A 16,712-nucleotide genomic window follows, 5' to 3' on the forward strand; every position below is an offset into this window, starting at 1 on the left:
GGTTTGAGAAAGCTACAGATTTGGAAATTTAGCTTTATCGAGCGTATATGACCAATGAATTTCCTCGTACGATGTGGAGAGCAATTTCTTCAGGGCTGTTTGAAATGGTTCAATTATTTGTGTACGATTTCCAGTAATTGTAGTTATGATTGCTTGTTCGTAATTTTTATAGTCAAGATTACCTACTTGAATAATCGTTAAAGTATATTTTTCCTCATTTCTTTCAAAATCAAAATAGTATTCTCCTGGTTCGAGCCAGAAAGTAACTCTACTCCGCTCTTCGCTTTGCAGTTTTGTTATCACATTATAGAGTTCTTCTATCGGGTCATTTAATCCATCGGACGCATCAAAATTTAAATTGAAATCAGTGTACTTAAAATTAACAGGCAACCAGCCGTGTTCTAGCGTTCCAAAAGCTACTAAAATTGAGTTTTTCATTTTGATAGATTTTAAAATAGTGATAAATGATTTGTGGTATTAACCTTATATCCTGCTTTGGCTTGAAAATGAGCTTGGCAAAGATTAATCTTTGCTAATCGGCGATAATTGTACAGATTTAACTTACGATGTCTTCATTAATAAAGTCATATTCATTATCCATTTATTTTCATAATACCAGCAATAATACTAAATTCGTCTAGGTCATGCAAAAATCTAGCTATTTGGCCTTTTTTGCTTTCGAAGTCCATTTGCTTCTTTTGTTGACAGCATTTTAAAGAAATCACTTTCGAAACTTCATAACATTGTTTTCGATATTTTGCTGAAATTTTTGGAAATTTCATTATCATGGGAATATCTGACAATTCTGTACATCTGACAGGTATTGCAAATAGATTAAATTTCTAAGGCTCGGAATGAGCACCACATCTCTGCTTTCGCAAATACCTTCTATTAAAGATAGAAAATGTTTACCATACCTTTTTTTATTGCATAAAGAAATTTTGGTGGCGAAGCCACGCAATAGTGTAAATGCAAATGACTTGTTCTTCACCCCGCATTACGCAAAACTGATTGTTATCGGCAGCTCTTTTAGTAGTCATCAAATTCAATTGCATTTTTAGTTTTTGTTGCCCAATCAACAATTCTGTTTTTCAACTTATTTTTTTCGTCAGTAGTTAGTTTTCGCTTCTTTGGTAATGACCAATTTTCTAAAGAGTTGAAATAAAGAATTAGTCCATTTACACCTAATTCAAATTCCACTTCTGCTATTTTTCCTTCTTCTGTAATGTATAAAAATCCACTTCTTCCATGGGATTTTAAATGCACTCCTTCAATTGTCAATAAATCATTTGTCTTATCTTTCTTATGTCTTTCAGTTGCCCATTCTTCCTTCAGTTTTTCTGAAATGTGATGTTGAAAATGGTTTTCATCAAATTTTATTGTTGTCCAACCAAATGGTGTTTTAGCTTTTAAGTCTTCAAGATTTCGTTCAATTTGCTTTCGACAATAATTTGATTTATGTTTCAAGTTCATTTTATCAGCAGAGTTTGCAAGAGCAATCCAAAATTCTTCAGCAAAATAGTGTCCTGTTTCGTCTGCAAGTTCAACTAAACTGTCAAGCGCAAGTTCCCATTCTTTATGCTCTAAGAAGTCGACACTATCAACAAATTGTTGATATGATTGATAAAAATCAGGCATATAATCAATCAAACGTCTTAAAGACTTTTCTGGTGATGGGTCAGTTTTTTGCGTTCGTTTTAAGAAGTTGAATAGTTTCACAGTTTTTGAGTATAGTTGCCGATAACGTTAGGCCGCTAACCGAAGTGGCGGCTTCCGGAGAAAGTAATCTCCGAAACGAATATACAGATTTTTGAAACGAGATTTCCCCGTTAGTTCTCAATCCGCCATTTTGGTTAGTGGCGGTTATGAGCCGCTTTAATCGTTTTTAATATTCATATTTCTAAACATATTTTTAATTAGTTCAGACGGTTCTTTGATATTCAAATGTCCAAATGTTACTAAGAAAGGCCAATCATTTTTTTTGTATTGAATTTCAAGTTCTTCAATTGACTCAATAATTAAGTTTGGCAAATTAAGAGTTTCTTTAAAATTTTGACTTTGTTTAATAAATAGATAACTGGAATAAAACAAAGCGAATTTAAAATAGTGCTTGTAGTCATTTTTGTGTGAGAACGTTGCTTTAATTGTTTCATTCTTTACATCGATTTCTCCCCATCCCATTGACAGAAGAGTAAAAATATCAAAATGTACAGCTTTTGATGTTGAATGATAAATAAAATCATAGAGATATTTTAGATTAACTTTCTCCGCCATTTGATAAACGTTAGGTAAGTTAACTTCTTCTAATTTGTGTCCAGCATCTCTATGTAGTTGAATAATTTCTTCTATGCTGACGCCTTCATTATAAATTGGTGGCACGATTTGACCAGAATTATAATTGTGAAAAAAGTTATTTTGAGCAGTTGTTGACTTATTTAATTCTTGGTAACGCTTTTTTACAATTATGTAGTTTTGTCTTTCTTTTGGCTGTTGAATAATGTATGTAAGAACTATTAAATCTTCGCAAATACCTCTAAGGAAAGGTAGAAGAAAAAAGGAATTTTGATGATCATTAATATTACATAAAAATAATATGAAGTCATATGTTTTGACATACGAGCTGACAATTATTTGATCTAATTTGATATCAGTGTTTTTTGAAGGTTCTGTACTCCGTAGTTCAGAAATATCTTTCTCAAACGATTTATAAATCCTCTCAGTTTCAATTACGAATGCAGGTCTGGGTTCTTTCACGATTTTTGACTAAGATGGCTCATAAAGTTTCGGGGCTTTGCGATGGTAAGCAATCGAAGCACAAATCTTCAATTTTGCACAAAAGTTCAATCGAAGAACTACCCTTGAACCTTGCAGTTTCGCCCCACTATTGCAAAACCCTTGTTGTGTGCTGTTTTTATTTGTAGTGTTCATAAAACTTATTATTGAATAATTCGGTTGGGTCGTATTTCAATTTTAATTGAAAAAATGTATCTGCGTTTGGATAAGATTTTCTCATTTTGTCTTTGTCAATGTGCAACCGATAAGGTAAATAAAATGTTCCTTCGTTTTTTAGTGCGACGTCTACAAGTTGGTTTGTCATTTTTTTCATTTCTGCTTCTTGTTTGTCTGTTTTCTTTTGGTTGAACAAGATTACAAAACCAAATACATTTTCTCTTGCAAAGTTCAAATAACTGTCTTTGTCTTGATTAACACCACGAATGGTTATGTTTAGCAAGTCTATTTTTGAGTTTTTCAAAATTGGTTTTATATCCGAAATGAATTGATTAAAATTCCTTTCAGGAATAAAATATTCTTGAAGTAAGTCGGTTGAAGAAGTATCTTTATTTTCGATTAGTGAAACGTGGCCATTTAAAAGTTCATTTCTTGAAAAAATTTGGTTTTTAGCAACCTTATTCATTCCAGTTTCTAAATCCCAACGAAGACGTTTCCCATATTCGCTGTTCACACTTCCTCGAAACACCAATCTTTGTGTTTCGGTGCTTTTTTCATTTTGTAAAATCGGTATTGTTGCATCAACTTTTTCAAAGAAGTTTAATGTTGCTTGTTCTAAAAAATGTTTGTTTGAAATCCGTAATCTACCAAATACGAGATTTACATTTTTATTTTCTGAAATGTATTTTTTGTAATAGTTTACATAATTGTCAGGACTTAAACGAATGTACTTGTATTGCAAGGCTTCGTTTTCAACAACTTTTAATTTTATGTCTAAGACTACGCCAAATAATCCATAGCCTCCAATTACTAACTTAAAAAGCTCTTTATTTTCTTGTCTGCTACAATTGATAATTTCGCCATTTTCTTTCATCAAAGTGAAAGAAATTACACTTGAAGAAATTGGCGGTAAATCTTTTTGCCAACCGTGTCCGTTTACACTTATTGAACCGCCTATTGAAAATGAACTGAATGCTTGCATTACGGAAATTGATTTTCCATATTTGTCTATATACTTTAAAGCATCTTCCCACAATGCGCCAGAACCAATTGTTAAAATATTGTTGTTGGTGTCAAGCTCCATTTGCTTGTAAGGAAGCATATTTAATACAATTCCATTCGGATAAATAGTGTGTCCACCCATACTATGTCTTGCACCAGCAATAGAAATTTTTAGATTATTCGCTTTTGCATATTTCAAGACATTTTTGAGTTGAATTTCAATTTCTTTTTTGTTATTTGGAACTTGAATGATTGTATCAATTTTTGTTAAGTTCAATTGACTTGCATCATTTGTATAACCTTTTGGGATTTCGATACTTATTTCCCTTTCATTCCATTTTGTTTTTAGGATATGAAAAATGGGAACAGATAGAAAAATAATTACTGTCAAAATTCCGAATATCCAAAGGTGTTTTTTCTTCATTTGTCTGTATTGTTGTTCTGAGTCCTGTTATAAAATAGTACACAACGGTTCGAGTATCGCGGAAGATGGGGATTTTTAGGACAAAAGTTGAGGATTTGACTTTCATCCCCGCTTCTGGCAATTACCTTGTTAGCGGTAGTTAATTTACATTTTTCAAAGCAAATAAAAAATGGCTTTTTTGGAATAGAAGCACAAAAGTTGAGGGTTGAAGGTTCAGCCCCGCTTCTGGCAATACCTTGTTAGCTGTCGTTTTTTCTTTCACTATATGTTGTTTAATGTCCAAGTTATAGCTTTCTCTTTGGTTGCTCTGAAAATTGTATTATGCTTTTCTTTCTTTTCATCAGAATACTCCCACTTAATATTTTCCGAATTCTTTGTTTTTAAAATGTCCGAAAGTTTTCCAACGGTTACCGATATATCTGTTGCTCCTGAACCTGCAAACCAAAATGTTTTTTGCGCGTCAGGAAATTTATCCAAATGTTCATTTGCTGTTTTTACAAGATACTCATCGTTCCACCAAAGCGATGGGTCAAACGCAATGTAGAAGTCAAACATTTCAGGTTTTAAAAGAAAAGTTTCCGTCACAAAAAGTCCTGCCAAAGATTCTCCGATTATACCTTTTTTGTTTGTTGTTCTGTAGCGTTTATTGATTTTAGGGATTAGTTCATCGTCGATAAATGCTCTGAATTGTCCCGAACCACCAACAACTGGGGCTATTTCTTTGTCTTTTCCTACAGTTGTTGGCCCTGTTAAGTCTTTTCTTCTCTGTGTATTTTCAATTCCAACTAAAATAACAGCCGGAATCTTATTTGCTTTTATCAGGTCGTTTAGTGTATTGGCAATATGCGGAAAATCTTCTTTAATGCCTCCGTCAGGCATATACAAAACCATAATCGAATCTGTATTTGATTTATACTCTTCGGGTGTCCAAACATTTATTGTTCTTTCTTCTCCAACTTGTTTGGATTGAATGGTGAAAGTTTCGTGTTCGGGAATTGGGTCGTTTGGCTGTGAAGCATTAGAACAACTTGTTAGGAATAAAATTCCTGCCAATAAAATGTAATAAAGTGCTCTCATAATTTTAATGATTTTTGTCTAGATGCTGTTTTTTGGTAAAATGACAGCTAATGTTTCCGGTATTACCGAAGGCGGGGATTTTTAGCACAAAAGTTCAACCGAAGAACTTCAGCCCCGCTTCTGGCAATTACCTTGTTAGCGGTAGTTAATTTACATTTTTCAAAGCAAATAAAAAATGATTTTTGCGGATTAGAAGCACAAAAGTTGAGGATTTGACTTTTTGCCCCGCTTTTAATAATACCTTGTTAGCGGCGGTGTTTCTTTATTTTTCGATACTTAAAATATATTTTTTTTGAATCATTCAATTAGGTTTTCCAAAATTAGTGTCACCATGGGAAAAATATTATTTGGGTAAAGTTTCTTTATAGCAAAGAAAGTCTTGCGGTACTCAAAACGCACTCAAGCCAACGTGGTCGCAATCGCGAAATTGAGGTATTCTTTTTAAAATATACTCCAATTATATTACTATTCAATGTCTAATTAATCCGTCATCTAAAATCGCTACTTCTCCCCCCTTCTCACCAACAAAACCTCCTCATTTTCCAAATTCAGATAGCCGTATTCATAACAGAAATAATAAAGACTCCCCTTCTGGGTAGAATACGTATGCGTAAAATAGGTAAAGTCAAATCCCTTTTGCATTAAACTTTTGCGCTTAACCTTATTTTTCCCATCAGGATTTAAGGATTTTAGGATAGAACGATTTTTCTTTAGGATCTGATTAATTGAGCGGATAACCAAGCTATCATCGGCTTTTACATGATTATTGTAATGGCTACGGCATTGGTCATCACAGAACTTTTTATCAATCCTGCCTTTTAAGAGAGTGCCACAATCCAAACAAAATCGCTCCATAATCCTACGTATCAGTAAATTATAAAATAAATTTACAAAATATTCTAAAATAAAAAACTGTATTTTTTGAAATCTAGAATTAGATTATCCGTGTTTATCCGTTTAAATACGGATATAAATGGATAACATCCGAATCTATTTTCGAACGCTTCCCAATTTTGTTGTGTCGGTAATCAGGCTGATTATTCGGCGGTAAATTTTAAAAATACAAGAAAATGGAAAATTCAATGAACAAGGTCATGTTATCCGGATTTGCTGGAGCAGACACAGAATTAAAAACCGTAGCTGGAAACAAAAAATTAGCGAAAGTAAATTTCGCCGTAAATGAATCTTTCAGAAATGGAGGTGGACAAGAAGTAAAGAAGACATCGTGGTTCACCTTAACTTTCTGGAATGAAATGGCAGAACTCGCCTCAGAAAAAATTAAGAAGGGAACAAACTTCAGTATAGAAGGGCGTTTAAATAACGGAACTTACGAGGCTAAAGACGGAACAAAACGCTACGTAACCAATATTATTGTCAATGAAATTGAATTTATCAATTAGTGGCAAAAGCTAGAATATCTCGAAGAATGCGCTAACAAAAATCCTTTGCCATTTCTTATTTGGCAAAGGATTTTCGTCTTGTTTAAAGCGGTAAATTATCGAGCGTCTTTGACTTTCATTTTCAATGTGAATATTTTTTCCGATGCCGTAATAAAAAGCTGGTCTCTATCTTTTCCGTAAAATGAAACATTTGCTGTCCATTTCGCCGGCACCTCAATGTGTTCGATTTTTTCGCCTTTAGGATTATAGACAGTGACGCCATTGCCCGTCAGGTAAATATTCCCTTGATGATCGATCGTCATACCATCGGAACCTTGATTAACAAACAGCGTCTTATCCGAAAGCGTGCCATCGGCTAAAATAGTATAGCGATACGTTTTGTGGTCATTGATATCCGCGACATAAAGAAACTTGCCATCAGGTGTTCCTACAAGTCCATTTGGGCGTTTGAATTCCTTGTCCAATAATTGAAGCTTTCCTTTTTTGGTTAAAAGATAAAGGCCTTCATGCTTAATTTCAGGATTGGTTCGAGTCCAATAATCGCGTTGATAATAAGGATCCGTAAAATAAATGAATCCGCTCTTTGAAACCCAGACGTCATTAGGGCCATTCAAAGGATTATTTTCAAATGCATTGACCAAGGTTTTAACTTTAGTCTTACTATCGATTATCCAGAGTTCATTTTTTTCATCTGCGCAGGCATACAAATTTCCTTTAGCATCGAAAAACATGCCATTAGCACGCCCTGCATTATCCATAAACAAGCTTAAATTACCCTGATTGTCATACAGCCAAATTTTATTGTTCGGCTGATCTGTAAAATAAACATTCCCCTCCTGATCGATTGCCGGTCCTTCGGTAAATGAAAATTGACTGGAAATTTCTAGAAGTTCAGCACCATCGGCAATGACAGATGAATTCTTTTGTAGTTGGGCACCTGCCGTAAAACAAATCACGGTAAATAGGCATAACATGAAATTACGGACAATCATGGGCTTTGGGTTTATAAAGCAAAGACAAGTTTGCTTGATTTGAATTATCTTCCACCTTAAAAATAAGGAATTATTTCTAGATAAGAGATTGGAATTTCAAATTGGGGATTTGAATCCTTGATAAGCAAAAAAAATCCCCAATTCTCATTGGGGATTTTCTTATTCTTTTTCTACTTGCATGTAGTTTAACTCCAGCGGTGTTTTTCTTCCGAAAACTTTCACCATCACGGTTAATTTCTTTTTATCTTCATGAACCTCTTCAATTTCACCAGTGAAACCATTGAAAGGACCATCATTTACTTTAACCGTTTCTCCAACATAGTAAGGAACATTGATGGTTTCGCCTTGTTCGGCCATTTCATCTACTTTTCCTAAAATACGGTTAACTTCTGCTTGACGCAAAGGAATTGCATTTCCTTCTTTATCGCCTAAGAAACCGATAACGCTGTTGACGTTTTTGATAATGTGTTCTGTTTCTCCATCTAAAGAAGCCTCAATTAACACGTATCCTGGATAAAAGTTACGCTCTTTTGCAACTTTCTTCCCATCACGCATTTGGTAGTATTTTTCCATTGGGATCAATACCTGAGAAACAATATGTTGAATTCCTAATCGATTAACTTCAGCATCGATATATTGCTTCACCTTCTTTTCCTTACCACTAACTGCACGAACTACGTACCATTTTAAACCTTGATCTGCCATACTATATGTGCTTCGCTTACTAAAATTAAGAACCTATACCGTATAACATTTCTAGCACTTGGCTAGATGCCTTATCCATCACAAAGATGACCAATGCGATAATCACTGAAGCAACAAGAACAACTATTGCATTATTTTGTAATTGAGCCCAAGTAGGCCAAGTTACTTTTTGAGTAATCTCAATATAAGAGTCTTTTATAAAATCAAGTACTTTTGCCATTTTATAGTTTACCTAATTTGTTAGCACGGGCACAAGGATTCGAACCCTGATCGAAGGTTTTGGAGACCTCTATTCTACCATTGAACTATGCCCGTGTAGAGTTAAAAATTTAATGTTGCAAATATAGCGTTTCAAGGCTATCAGAACAAATTTTATTTATCTTTTTTTAATGAAACAACGGCTTCATTAAGAAAAAATAAGCTAATCAATGTGAATTGATTAGCTTATTGCAAGTTTGCTTATTTTAAACTATTTCTAGCTTAGATAATTTCAGTAACCTGACCAGCACCTACAGTTCTACCACCTTCACGGATAGCGAAACGTAGACCTTTTTCCATAGCGATAGGAGAAATCAACTTAACAGTGATTGTAACGTTATCACCTGGCATTACCATCTCAGTACCTTCAGCTAATGAAATCTCACCAGTAACGTCTGTTGTACGGAAATAGAATTGAGGACGGTATTTGTTAAAGAATGGAGTGTGACGTCCACCTTCAGCTTTTGACAATACATAAACCTCAGCTTTGAAGTGATCGTGAGGAGTTACAGAACCTGGTTTACAGATAACCATACCACGACGGATATCAGTTTTCTCAATACCACGTAATAATAAACCTACGTTATCACCTGCTTCACCATAATCTAAGATTTTACGGAACATCTCTACTCCAGTAACTGTAGATTTCAAGTTTTCAGCACCCATACCTAAGATCTCAACTGGATCTCCAGAGTTGATTACACCTCTTTCGATACGACCTGTAGCAACTGTACCACGACCTGTGATCGAGAATACGTCCTCTACTGGCATTAAGAAAGGCAATTCAGTTAAACGAGGAGGAATTGGAATGTAGTTATCTACAGCATCCATTAATTCCATGATTTTTTCTACCCACTCAGGCTCTCCGTTTAAAGCACCTAAAGCAGATCCTTTGATTACAGGGATATCATCACCTGGATATTCGTAGAAAGATAATAATTCACGAACTTCCATTTCAACTAAGTCTAATAATTCTTCATCATCAACTAAGTCAGTTTTGTTCATAAATACTACTAACGCAGGAACACCTACTTGGCGAGCCAATAAGATGTGCTCACGAGTTTGAGGCATAGGACCATCAGTTGCCGCAACAACGATAATCGCGCCATCCATTTGAGCCGCACCAGTAACCATGTTTTTCACATAATCCGCGTGACCTGGACAGTCAACGTGAGCGTAGTGACGGTTAGCTGTTGAATATTCTACGTGTGCTGTGTTAATAGTGATACCACGTTCTTTTTCTTCAGGAGCAGAGTCAATTGAATCAAATGAACGTGCTTCTGATAAACCTTTATCAGCCAATACTTTAGTGATAGCTGCCGTAGTAGTAGTTTTACCGTGGTCAACGTGACCGATTGTACCGATATTTAAGTGTGGTTTACTACGGTCAAATTTCTCTTTTGCCATGTTTATGCGAATTAGTAATTATAAATATTTCCTTTTAAATTATTCTTTACAAAGTTAATAAACTTATTTTATCGAGCCAAAGATGGGATTTGAACCCACGACCTCTTCCTTACCAAGGAAGTGCTCTACCCCTGAGCTACTTCGGCTTTCTTAAAAAGCTTATTTACAGATTTATGCCTCTATTTTTGATTCAATTCTGTATCAAGAACATAGAGACAAACCCAATATTGTTTTTAAAAAATGAGCGGAAGACGAGGTTCGAACTCGCGACCTATAGCTTGGAAGGCTATCGCTCTACCAACTGAGCTACTTCCGCTTTTGTCTGCGATTATTAAGTATTGACTACCTAATATTCACAAACGGTTTTGTGTGGAGGGAGAAGGATTCGAACCTTCGAAGCCGAAGCAACGGATTTACAGTCCGTCCCATTTGACCGCTCTGGAACCCCTCCAGACCTGCGACTTTCGTCACATTTTGAGCCTCCTATCGGAATCGAACCAATGACCTACTGATTACAAGTCAGTTGCTCTACCAGCTGAGCTAAGGAGGCTTTTATAGTATTTTGTTAAAAACTAATCTTTTTAAGAACAGCTATCATTTTCGGATAGCGAGTGCAAAAATGAAACAATAATTTAACAATTGCAAATTTTTTGTTCCTTTTTTTTAGTTTGATTAACTTTTTTATTCTTCTTCAAATAACGAACCTTAAAGCCCTTGCTTTTTGGTGATGCAAAGATAGTTACTCTGAACACATTTCAAAAGTTTTTTATTCCCTTTTTCGCTCATTTCTATCATTCCCTTGATAAGCAAGCATATAATTTTCATTTTTTATGCTAAAGCTTTCCTCCTATATTTGTCCGTTCATAAAAATCAGAAGGCTCTATGAGATCAACGTATATATTTTTTATTTTATTATTCTGTTTCAACATTAATTCATTCGCTCAAGAAAAAGATAATTTCATCAAAAAAGTCTACAAAAAATTCCTTTCTTCGGATAAAGACTCTACCCGCTCGGCAAGTTTTATCGCCATTCCAGCCGTCGGCTATGCGCAAGAAACGGGGGTTGAATATGGATTTGCGTCGACGTATAATTTCTACATCGATAAAAACGACCTGTCCAGCAAGACTTCCAACATCACGCTGATGGGAACATTGACAACGAAGGACCAAAAGAACATCAAATTGGAATCTGATATTTGGACCAAGGGAAATGATTACCACATTATATCCGAATTGCGTTACCGAGACTGGCCTTTTAATTTTTATGGAATAGGCTCCGACACTTGGTCTGCCGACGAAGATTACATCGGACAGCAATTATTCCGCATAAAAGCGGAAGTGGAGAGGAAAATAACTTCAACTTTTTTTGCTGGCGTGAATGTGAATTATGAACACTTACGGTTTGAGGATAAGGAATTAGGCGGAATTTTCGATTCCGGCTCGATGATAGGAAAGGAAGGTGGAAAATATGTGGCTTTGGGAGTTTCGGCACTATTCGACAGCAGAAACAACACAACCTATAGTACACAGGGATTTTACAACCGGATTAAATATGCCTATGCGCCAGATTTTTGGAAAGGCGAAAATTTCACGGGAGGACAATTTGAACTAGATTCGCGCGCCTTCTATACAATCAGCAATTCGCTAACGCTGGCTGGACAAGCGGTTTTTAGAAGCACAATGGGCCAAGATATTCCTTTTTACGTGTTTCGAGATTTAGGAGGCGACAATACTATGCGCGGATATTATTTGGGGCGCTACAAAGACAAAAACTACGCAACGGTACAAGCAGAATTGCGCTACCGTTTTCATCCTCGCTTCGGCATCACGGGATTTGCAGGAACAGGAAGTACTTTTTCCAAAGAGCATGACCTACGCTTGGTCCCTTCTGTTGGGGGAGGAATCCGCTATTTCTTTAGCTTGGAACATAACAGTACCGTTCGTTTAGACTATGCCGTCGGAGAAAAACGAGCTGGAGAGAAAAGACAGTCTGGCTTCTATCTAAGCATCAGCGAAGCCTTTTAAAAGCCATAAATCCAAAACGGATACCTCAGTTTGAAATTCTCTTTGCGCTGTTGAGGGCGATGGAAAAGCAATCCAAAATAATACAAATCGATGGAAACGTCAATTGCTGGATTTGAAATCATAGATTTCCATTTCTTTAGGTTTTCGCGGGTTTGATAGATGTTATTGACTTGAATAAAACAAGAGTTTTCTAAATAAGCTAAATCACTTTCTTTAAAATCACTTATGTCAATTATTAGGACTGTATTTCTATCTATTGAATTAGCATGCAAGTCCGAACTCATTAACTTGCCTCCCAATTTTCTGGAAATGGCACGAGAAAGGTATTCCCCTTTACTGTGATATCCTGAACCTTTACCATCACGAACTGTGTCAGCAAAATCTTTGTTGTAAATAACGCTATCTGCCAATTCATAGACGAATGGCGAATGAGTCCCATGCCGGCTATTACTTGTTAAGAAATGATATAGAAATCGAAGCACTGCTGTAAAAGTAAAAGTTAAAAAGTAAAAAGTAAAAATTCAAAAGTAAAAAATGTGAAAAGGCTGATATAGTAGTTAGTATCTAGTATTTAGATAAGCGCGTTATCTCTGCGAAGCTCAGCGACTCCTCCGCGGAACTCTGTGTCTAACCTTTCCAAAAAAATCTACAAATCCAAAAGACCGCAGAATGCGCAGAGAAGACACAAAAGACACAGAGAAAAATAAAGACTTTCTACAATAGTTCCCCCTTAGGGGGTTAGGGGGATTTAACTCAGCGAAACTCAGCGACTTCTCCGCGAATCGCTGTGTCTAACCTTTCTAAAAAACACCTCGAAAATGATTTAACTATCAGGATTAGGACAAATTATTCACATCCAAAAGACCACAGAATCCGCAGAGAAGGCACAAAAGACACAGAGGTAGGAAAATATTAAAAATCAGCACTCTTTGATTTTAAAAATCAGTGTTTTTCACTAATTACTTGTCTTCATAATGTCCATGGGCGGAGATTACTAACACAATCACTTTGTTGTGTTCAATCCGGTAAATCAGCCTATGCTTCCTGTTTATCCTTCTTGACCAAGTAGGAATTGCATAATGTTTTAATCTCTCAGGTGTTCCAGTTCCAGTAGAAGGATGTTTTCTTAACTCGTCAAATAAAATATTGATTTTGCGAAGGGTTACATAATCTCCAGCTAACTTATGCCTTTCTATGTCAGCTATTGCATCTGTCGTCAACTGAATTTCATAAGTCATAGACCTAAAAACTCCTTTTGTTTGTCTTCTGATAAACTAATTACTTCCCCTTGCTCAGCTTGCAGAATAGAATGGTCAAGTTTTGCATAAAACTCCTTTTCCGAAAGAAGAACACCTTCATCAGCTTTGCTGATTTCATAAGGAACATTCATTTCCTCCAACATTGATTTTATCAATGCTTTCTGATTTTCATTTTCAGGATAAATTGTAATGCTTTCCATGTTGACATTTTTATAAATCGCTACTACAAAAATAATGAAATAAAATAGCTAAAACCAATTGACTATAGCTTTGATTTAAGCAAAATGTTTGTGATTTTTTCTAAAAAACTCTGCGAAACTCAGCGACTTCTCCGCGAATCGCTGTGTCTAACCTTTCTAAAACAACTCGATAATGATTTAACTATCAGGATTAGGACAAATTATTCAAATCCAAAAGACCGCGGAATGCGCAGAGAATGCACGAAAGGCACAGAGTAACCAATCACCCCAATAACACGCTCTACATTTTTTGAATTTTTACTTTTTAATTTTTACTTATTTAACAAAATTCAGCGTAAACGAACTTCCTTTCCCCTCTTCGCTTTGCACAAAAACATTTCCTTTATGAACCAGCATAATCTGTTTGGTCAGCGTCAGTCCAATTCCGCTTCCGGTTTTCTTTGTCGTAAAAAATGGCGTAAAAATCTGTTCTTGCAATTCAGGAGAAATCCCGACTCCGTTGTCCTGAATTTTCAGCTGTATTTTATCCTCCAATTCTACCGCGGACAGAATAATTCGCGGATGTTCAACGCCTTTAACCGCTTCAATCGCATTGAGCAACAAATTTATCAAGACTTGCTCAATTAAGTTGGCATCAATATGCAGAAGCATTTTGGTGTTCTTCACAATGACATCAAATTCAATTTCTTGGCGAAGCATGACAGGTTCCAACAGTTGGTTGACATTTTCCAACAGCTGAAGAATAGGAACTTCTGATAAGTTAGGCTGGTCGATTTTATTCAGCATCCGATAGCTTTTCGAAAACTGCAGAAGCCCTTCGCTCCTTTTCTTAATCGTCCGAACCCCCACTTTAACGTCTTCGAGTTCAGGGCGATTTTCTATCGACAGCAAATGCCCGTGCATCGTGTCGGCCAAAGAAGAAATCGGCGCAATGGAGTTCATAATTTCATGCGTCAGTACACGCAATAATTTATGGTATGCTTTCGCCTCCGTTTCGTCAATGGCTTCATTGATATTTTGATAATGAACAATTCGAAACACGCCTTCTTTAGTTTCAAATTCTGAAGTCTGAATCAATAATTTTATTTTTCCCTTGCTCGAATCAGCAGTTTCAATCTGTTGCTTTCCAATCTTTAAGGCAATTGTTTTTTCGTATAAATCCGGATGACGCTTTTGCAGGCCTTTAAGATTTCCGAGATGTGGAGTCTTAAATAAATTCTTAAACGCATCATTAATCCAAATCACTTTCCCGCTTTCCAGCTGATAGAACACAATTCCTGAATCCAGCATATTGATTACTTTATTCAGGTATTGATTTTGTATTTCCTTGTCAGAATGAATGTTTTTAAACTCTTGGTTGATTTGGTTGAATGCAGTAAATAATTTTCCTTCCAGTGACTTTTTATTTCGAACGGCGTAATTTCGAGTGAAGTCATGGTATTTTGTGGCTTCCGAAAAGTCAAACAACTGCTGGTACATCCAGAGCTGTTGTGAAAACCAATTGTAGAAAAGAAATAATGCCACAATAAACAAGAGAATCGCATAGGGATAATAGCCTTTGAAAAATAAATATCCGCATCCGATTGCGACCAGGAATAGCAATATAAATTTTAAAAAAGCGAGTATTTTGACGCGTTGCATGGACTAAATGTTGTATTTCTCCAAACGTCTATAAAGCGCTGCGCGCGTCAGCCCTAATTCTTTGGCCGCTTTGCTGATGTTTCCATTGCATCGGTCAACCACGGTCTGGATTGCTTTGCGCTCTATTTCTTCTAAGTTCAATGAAGAATTAGATTCAGATTTTGCATTTTCCGAAGGCATTTCGATTGGCGAAAACAAAATATCATCCGCCTGCAAAAACTCGTTGTCCGACATAATCACCGCACGTTCAATGCTGTATTGCAATTCGCGCACATTGCCAGGAAAATGATAGCTATTTAATTTCCTTATGGCGTCCGCATCAAATCCAGATTTATTTTTATTGTATTTTTTCGCGTAAAAATCCAAGAAATAAGTACTCAGCAATCCAATATCTTCTCCCCTTTCTCGTAGTGGCGGAACAAAAATCTCGACGGTATTGATGCGATAGATTAAATCTTTTCTGAATTTATTTTCATTCGCCAGCATCTGAACGGGTAGATTCGTCGCGCATAGCAAACGGATATCAATTGGAATCTGCTCGTTGGAGCCCAAAGGAATGATTTTTCTATTCTGCAGAACCGACAGCAATTTGGCTTGCTGTTGCAATGAAATATTTCCGATTTCATCCAAAAACAATGTTCCTTTTTCAGCACTTACAAACCGCCCATTGCGGTCCTCGCGCGCATCTGTAAATGCTCCTTTTTTATGCCCAAATAATTCGCTTTCAAATAACGTTTCGGTCAATGAGCCCACATCCACTTTTACAAAAGCTTGTTGCTTGCGCAATGATTTTTCGTGGATTGCATGGGCAATTAAATCTTTCCCCGTTCCATTCTCCCCTAAAATCAAAATATTGGCATCCGTCGGAGCAATCTTTTCGATTTTATGAAATAAATCCTGCATAATCGCCGATTTCCCAATGATTCCGGCCTGTTCAGCTTCGCTGAATAACTGCTTGGGCTGGGATTTGGTAGCCGATTTTGTTTCTTGCAGAACGGTCTCAATCGTTTCGACCATGTGCTCATTTTGGAATGGCTTCACAATAAAATCTGACGCTCCTTGTTTCAAGGATTTCACCGCCAAATCAACAGAACCATAAGCCGTTATCATTACCACCTGTATATCAGGAAATTTTTCCTTGATTTTTGAAAGCCAAAAAATCCCTTCATTCCCTGTATGCAAACTGCTTTTGAAGTTCATATCCAACAGCAAAACGTCAACATGTTGACGTTCTAAAATGGATACAATTCGTTCGGGATTCGGTTCCGTCAAGACGAGCTTGAATTTTGGTTTTAACAAAATTCGGAGCGCAGTCAAAACATCTTGGTCATCATCTACAACTAAAACAGTGGCTTTTTTCATTCTTCCAGCTA

The 16,712-nt window shown here is 36.1% G+C and carries 17 protein-coding genes and 5 tRNA genes; 2 read left to right on the plus strand and 20 right to left on the minus strand.

What is annotated here, in order from left to right:
- Positions 1-12 precede the first annotated feature (12 nt).
- The 6 genes from C4F49_RS06820 to C4F49_RS06845 all read right to left on the minus strand — a co-directional run bounded on the left by C4F49_RS06820 (position 13) and on the right by C4F49_RS06845 (position 6,307).
- Entirely contained in the window at positions 13-438 is a 426-nt protein-coding gene (locus C4F49_RS06820; RefSeq protein WP_196935127.1) for a hypothetical protein, read from the minus strand.
- 591 nt (positions 439-1,029) lie between these two features.
- Entirely contained in the window at positions 1,030-1,719 is a 690-nt protein-coding gene (locus tag C4F49_RS06825; RefSeq protein ID WP_196935128.1) for a hypothetical protein, read from the minus strand.
- A 156-nt stretch (positions 1,720-1,875) separates the two neighbouring features.
- Positions 1,876-2,754 carry a DUF5677 domain-containing protein gene (locus C4F49_RS06830; protein WP_196935129.1) on the minus strand — a complete coding sequence of 293 codons (879 nt, stop codon included), beginning with the start codon at positions 2,752-2,754 and terminating at the stop codon, positions 1,876-1,878.
- A 157-nt stretch (positions 2,755-2,911) separates the two neighbouring features.
- On the minus strand, positions 2,912-4,375 hold the full coding sequence (locus tag C4F49_RS06835; RefSeq protein WP_196935130.1) for an FAD-binding oxidoreductase: 1,464 nt from the start codon (positions 4,373-4,375) through the stop codon (positions 2,912-2,914).
- 261 nt (positions 4,376-4,636) lie between these two features.
- Entirely contained in the window at positions 4,637-5,452 is an 816-nt protein-coding gene (locus C4F49_RS06840; RefSeq protein WP_196935131.1) for an alpha/beta hydrolase, read from the minus strand.
- 501 nt (positions 5,453-5,953) lie between these two features.
- Entirely contained in the window at positions 5,954-6,307 is a 354-nt protein-coding gene (locus tag C4F49_RS06845; protein ID WP_196935132.1) for a hypothetical protein, read from the minus strand.
- A 215-nt stretch (positions 6,308-6,522) separates the two neighbouring features.
- Between C4F49_RS06845 and C4F49_RS06850 the strand changes: the two genes are divergently transcribed.
- Positions 6,523-6,852 (plus strand): single-stranded DNA-binding protein, encoded by a 330-nt coding sequence (locus C4F49_RS06850; protein WP_196935133.1) that lies wholly within the window; start codon positions 6,523-6,525, stop codon positions 6,850-6,852.
- A 95-nt stretch (positions 6,853-6,947) separates the two neighbouring features.
- Here the strand turns inward: C4F49_RS06850 and C4F49_RS06855 are convergent, their stop codons facing one another.
- From C4F49_RS06855 to C4F49_RS06895, 9 genes are all read right to left on the minus strand, one after another.
- The gene (locus C4F49_RS06855; protein WP_196935134.1) at positions 6,948-7,844 is read right to left on the minus strand and encodes an SMP-30/gluconolactonase/LRE family protein; all 897 of its coding nucleotides are present in this window, start codon (positions 7,842-7,844) and stop codon (positions 6,948-6,950) included.
- 159 nt (positions 7,845-8,003) lie between these two features.
- On the minus strand, positions 8,004-8,549 hold the full coding sequence (gene nusG, locus C4F49_RS06860) for a transcription termination/antitermination protein NusG (RefSeq protein ID WP_196935135.1): 546 nt from the start codon (positions 8,547-8,549) through the stop codon (positions 8,004-8,006).
- Between the two features lie 25 nt (positions 8,550-8,574).
- The gene (gene secE, locus C4F49_RS06865) at positions 8,575-8,769 is read right to left on the minus strand and encodes a preprotein translocase subunit SecE (RefSeq protein WP_196935136.1); all 195 of its coding nucleotides are present in this window, start codon (positions 8,767-8,769) and stop codon (positions 8,575-8,577) included.
- Between the two features lie 24 nt (positions 8,770-8,793).
- Positions 8,794-8,864: transfer RNA gene (locus C4F49_RS06870), tRNA-Trp, on the minus strand.
- 165 nt (positions 8,865-9,029) lie between these two features.
- Positions 9,030-10,214: an elongation factor Tu gene (gene tuf / locus C4F49_RS06875; RefSeq protein ID WP_196935137.1), complete on the minus strand. Its 1,185-nt coding sequence runs from the start codon at positions 10,212-10,214 to the stop codon at positions 9,030-9,032.
- 74 nt (positions 10,215-10,288) lie between these two features.
- Positions 10,289-10,360 (minus strand) — tRNA-Thr (locus C4F49_RS06880).
- Positions 10,361-10,457: 97 nt separating this feature from the next.
- Positions 10,458-10,530, minus strand: a tRNA-Gly gene (locus tag C4F49_RS06885).
- Between the two features lie 54 nt (positions 10,531-10,584).
- A tRNA-Tyr gene (locus C4F49_RS06890) sits at positions 10,585-10,665 on the minus strand.
- Positions 10,666-10,691: 26 nt separating this feature from the next.
- Positions 10,692-10,764: transfer RNA gene (locus C4F49_RS06895), tRNA-Thr, on the minus strand.
- 332 nt (positions 10,765-11,096) lie between these two features.
- Here C4F49_RS06895 and C4F49_RS06900 point away from each other — a divergent pair.
- Entirely contained in the window at positions 11,097-12,239 is a 1,143-nt protein-coding gene (locus C4F49_RS06900) for a BamA/TamA family outer membrane protein (RefSeq protein WP_196935138.1), read from the plus strand.
- Here the strand turns inward: C4F49_RS06900 and C4F49_RS06905 are convergent.
- The 5 genes from C4F49_RS06905 to C4F49_RS06925 all read right to left on the minus strand — a co-directional run bounded on the left by C4F49_RS06905 (position 12,236) and on the right by C4F49_RS06925 (position 16,701).
- Positions 12,236-12,721, minus strand: coding sequence for a hypothetical protein (locus tag C4F49_RS06905; protein ID WP_196935139.1), 486 nt, complete (start codon positions 12,719-12,721; stop codon positions 12,236-12,238). The two genes, C4F49_RS06900 and C4F49_RS06905, sit on opposite strands and share 4 nt — an antisense overlap.
- A 477-nt stretch (positions 12,722-13,198) precedes the next feature.
- Positions 13,199-13,477, minus strand: coding sequence for a Txe/YoeB family addiction module toxin (locus tag C4F49_RS06910; protein WP_196935140.1), 279 nt, complete (start codon positions 13,475-13,477; stop codon positions 13,199-13,201).
- A complete protein-coding gene (locus C4F49_RS06915) occupies positions 13,474-13,698 on the minus strand; it encodes a hypothetical protein (RefSeq protein WP_196935141.1) in 225 nt (74 codons plus the stop codon). The genes C4F49_RS06910 and C4F49_RS06915 overlap by 4 nt, the downstream gene beginning before the upstream one ends.
- 315 nt (positions 13,699-14,013) lie before the next feature.
- Positions 14,014-15,300, minus strand: a complete 1,287-nt coding sequence (locus C4F49_RS06920; protein ID WP_231388229.1) for a sensor histidine kinase — start codon at positions 15,298-15,300, stop codon at positions 14,014-14,016.
- A gap of 42 nt (positions 15,301-15,342) precedes the next feature.
- Positions 15,343-16,701, minus strand: coding sequence for a sigma-54-dependent transcriptional regulator (locus C4F49_RS06925; protein WP_196935143.1), 1,359 nt, complete (start codon positions 16,699-16,701; stop codon positions 15,343-15,345).
- Between the last annotated feature and the right edge of the window lie 11 nt (positions 16,702-16,712).

Source organism: Sphingobacterium hungaricum, assembly GCF_015210005.1.
Taxonomy (GTDB): domain Bacteria; phylum Bacteroidota; class Bacteroidia; order Sphingobacteriales; family Sphingobacteriaceae; genus Sphingobacterium; species Sphingobacterium hungaricum.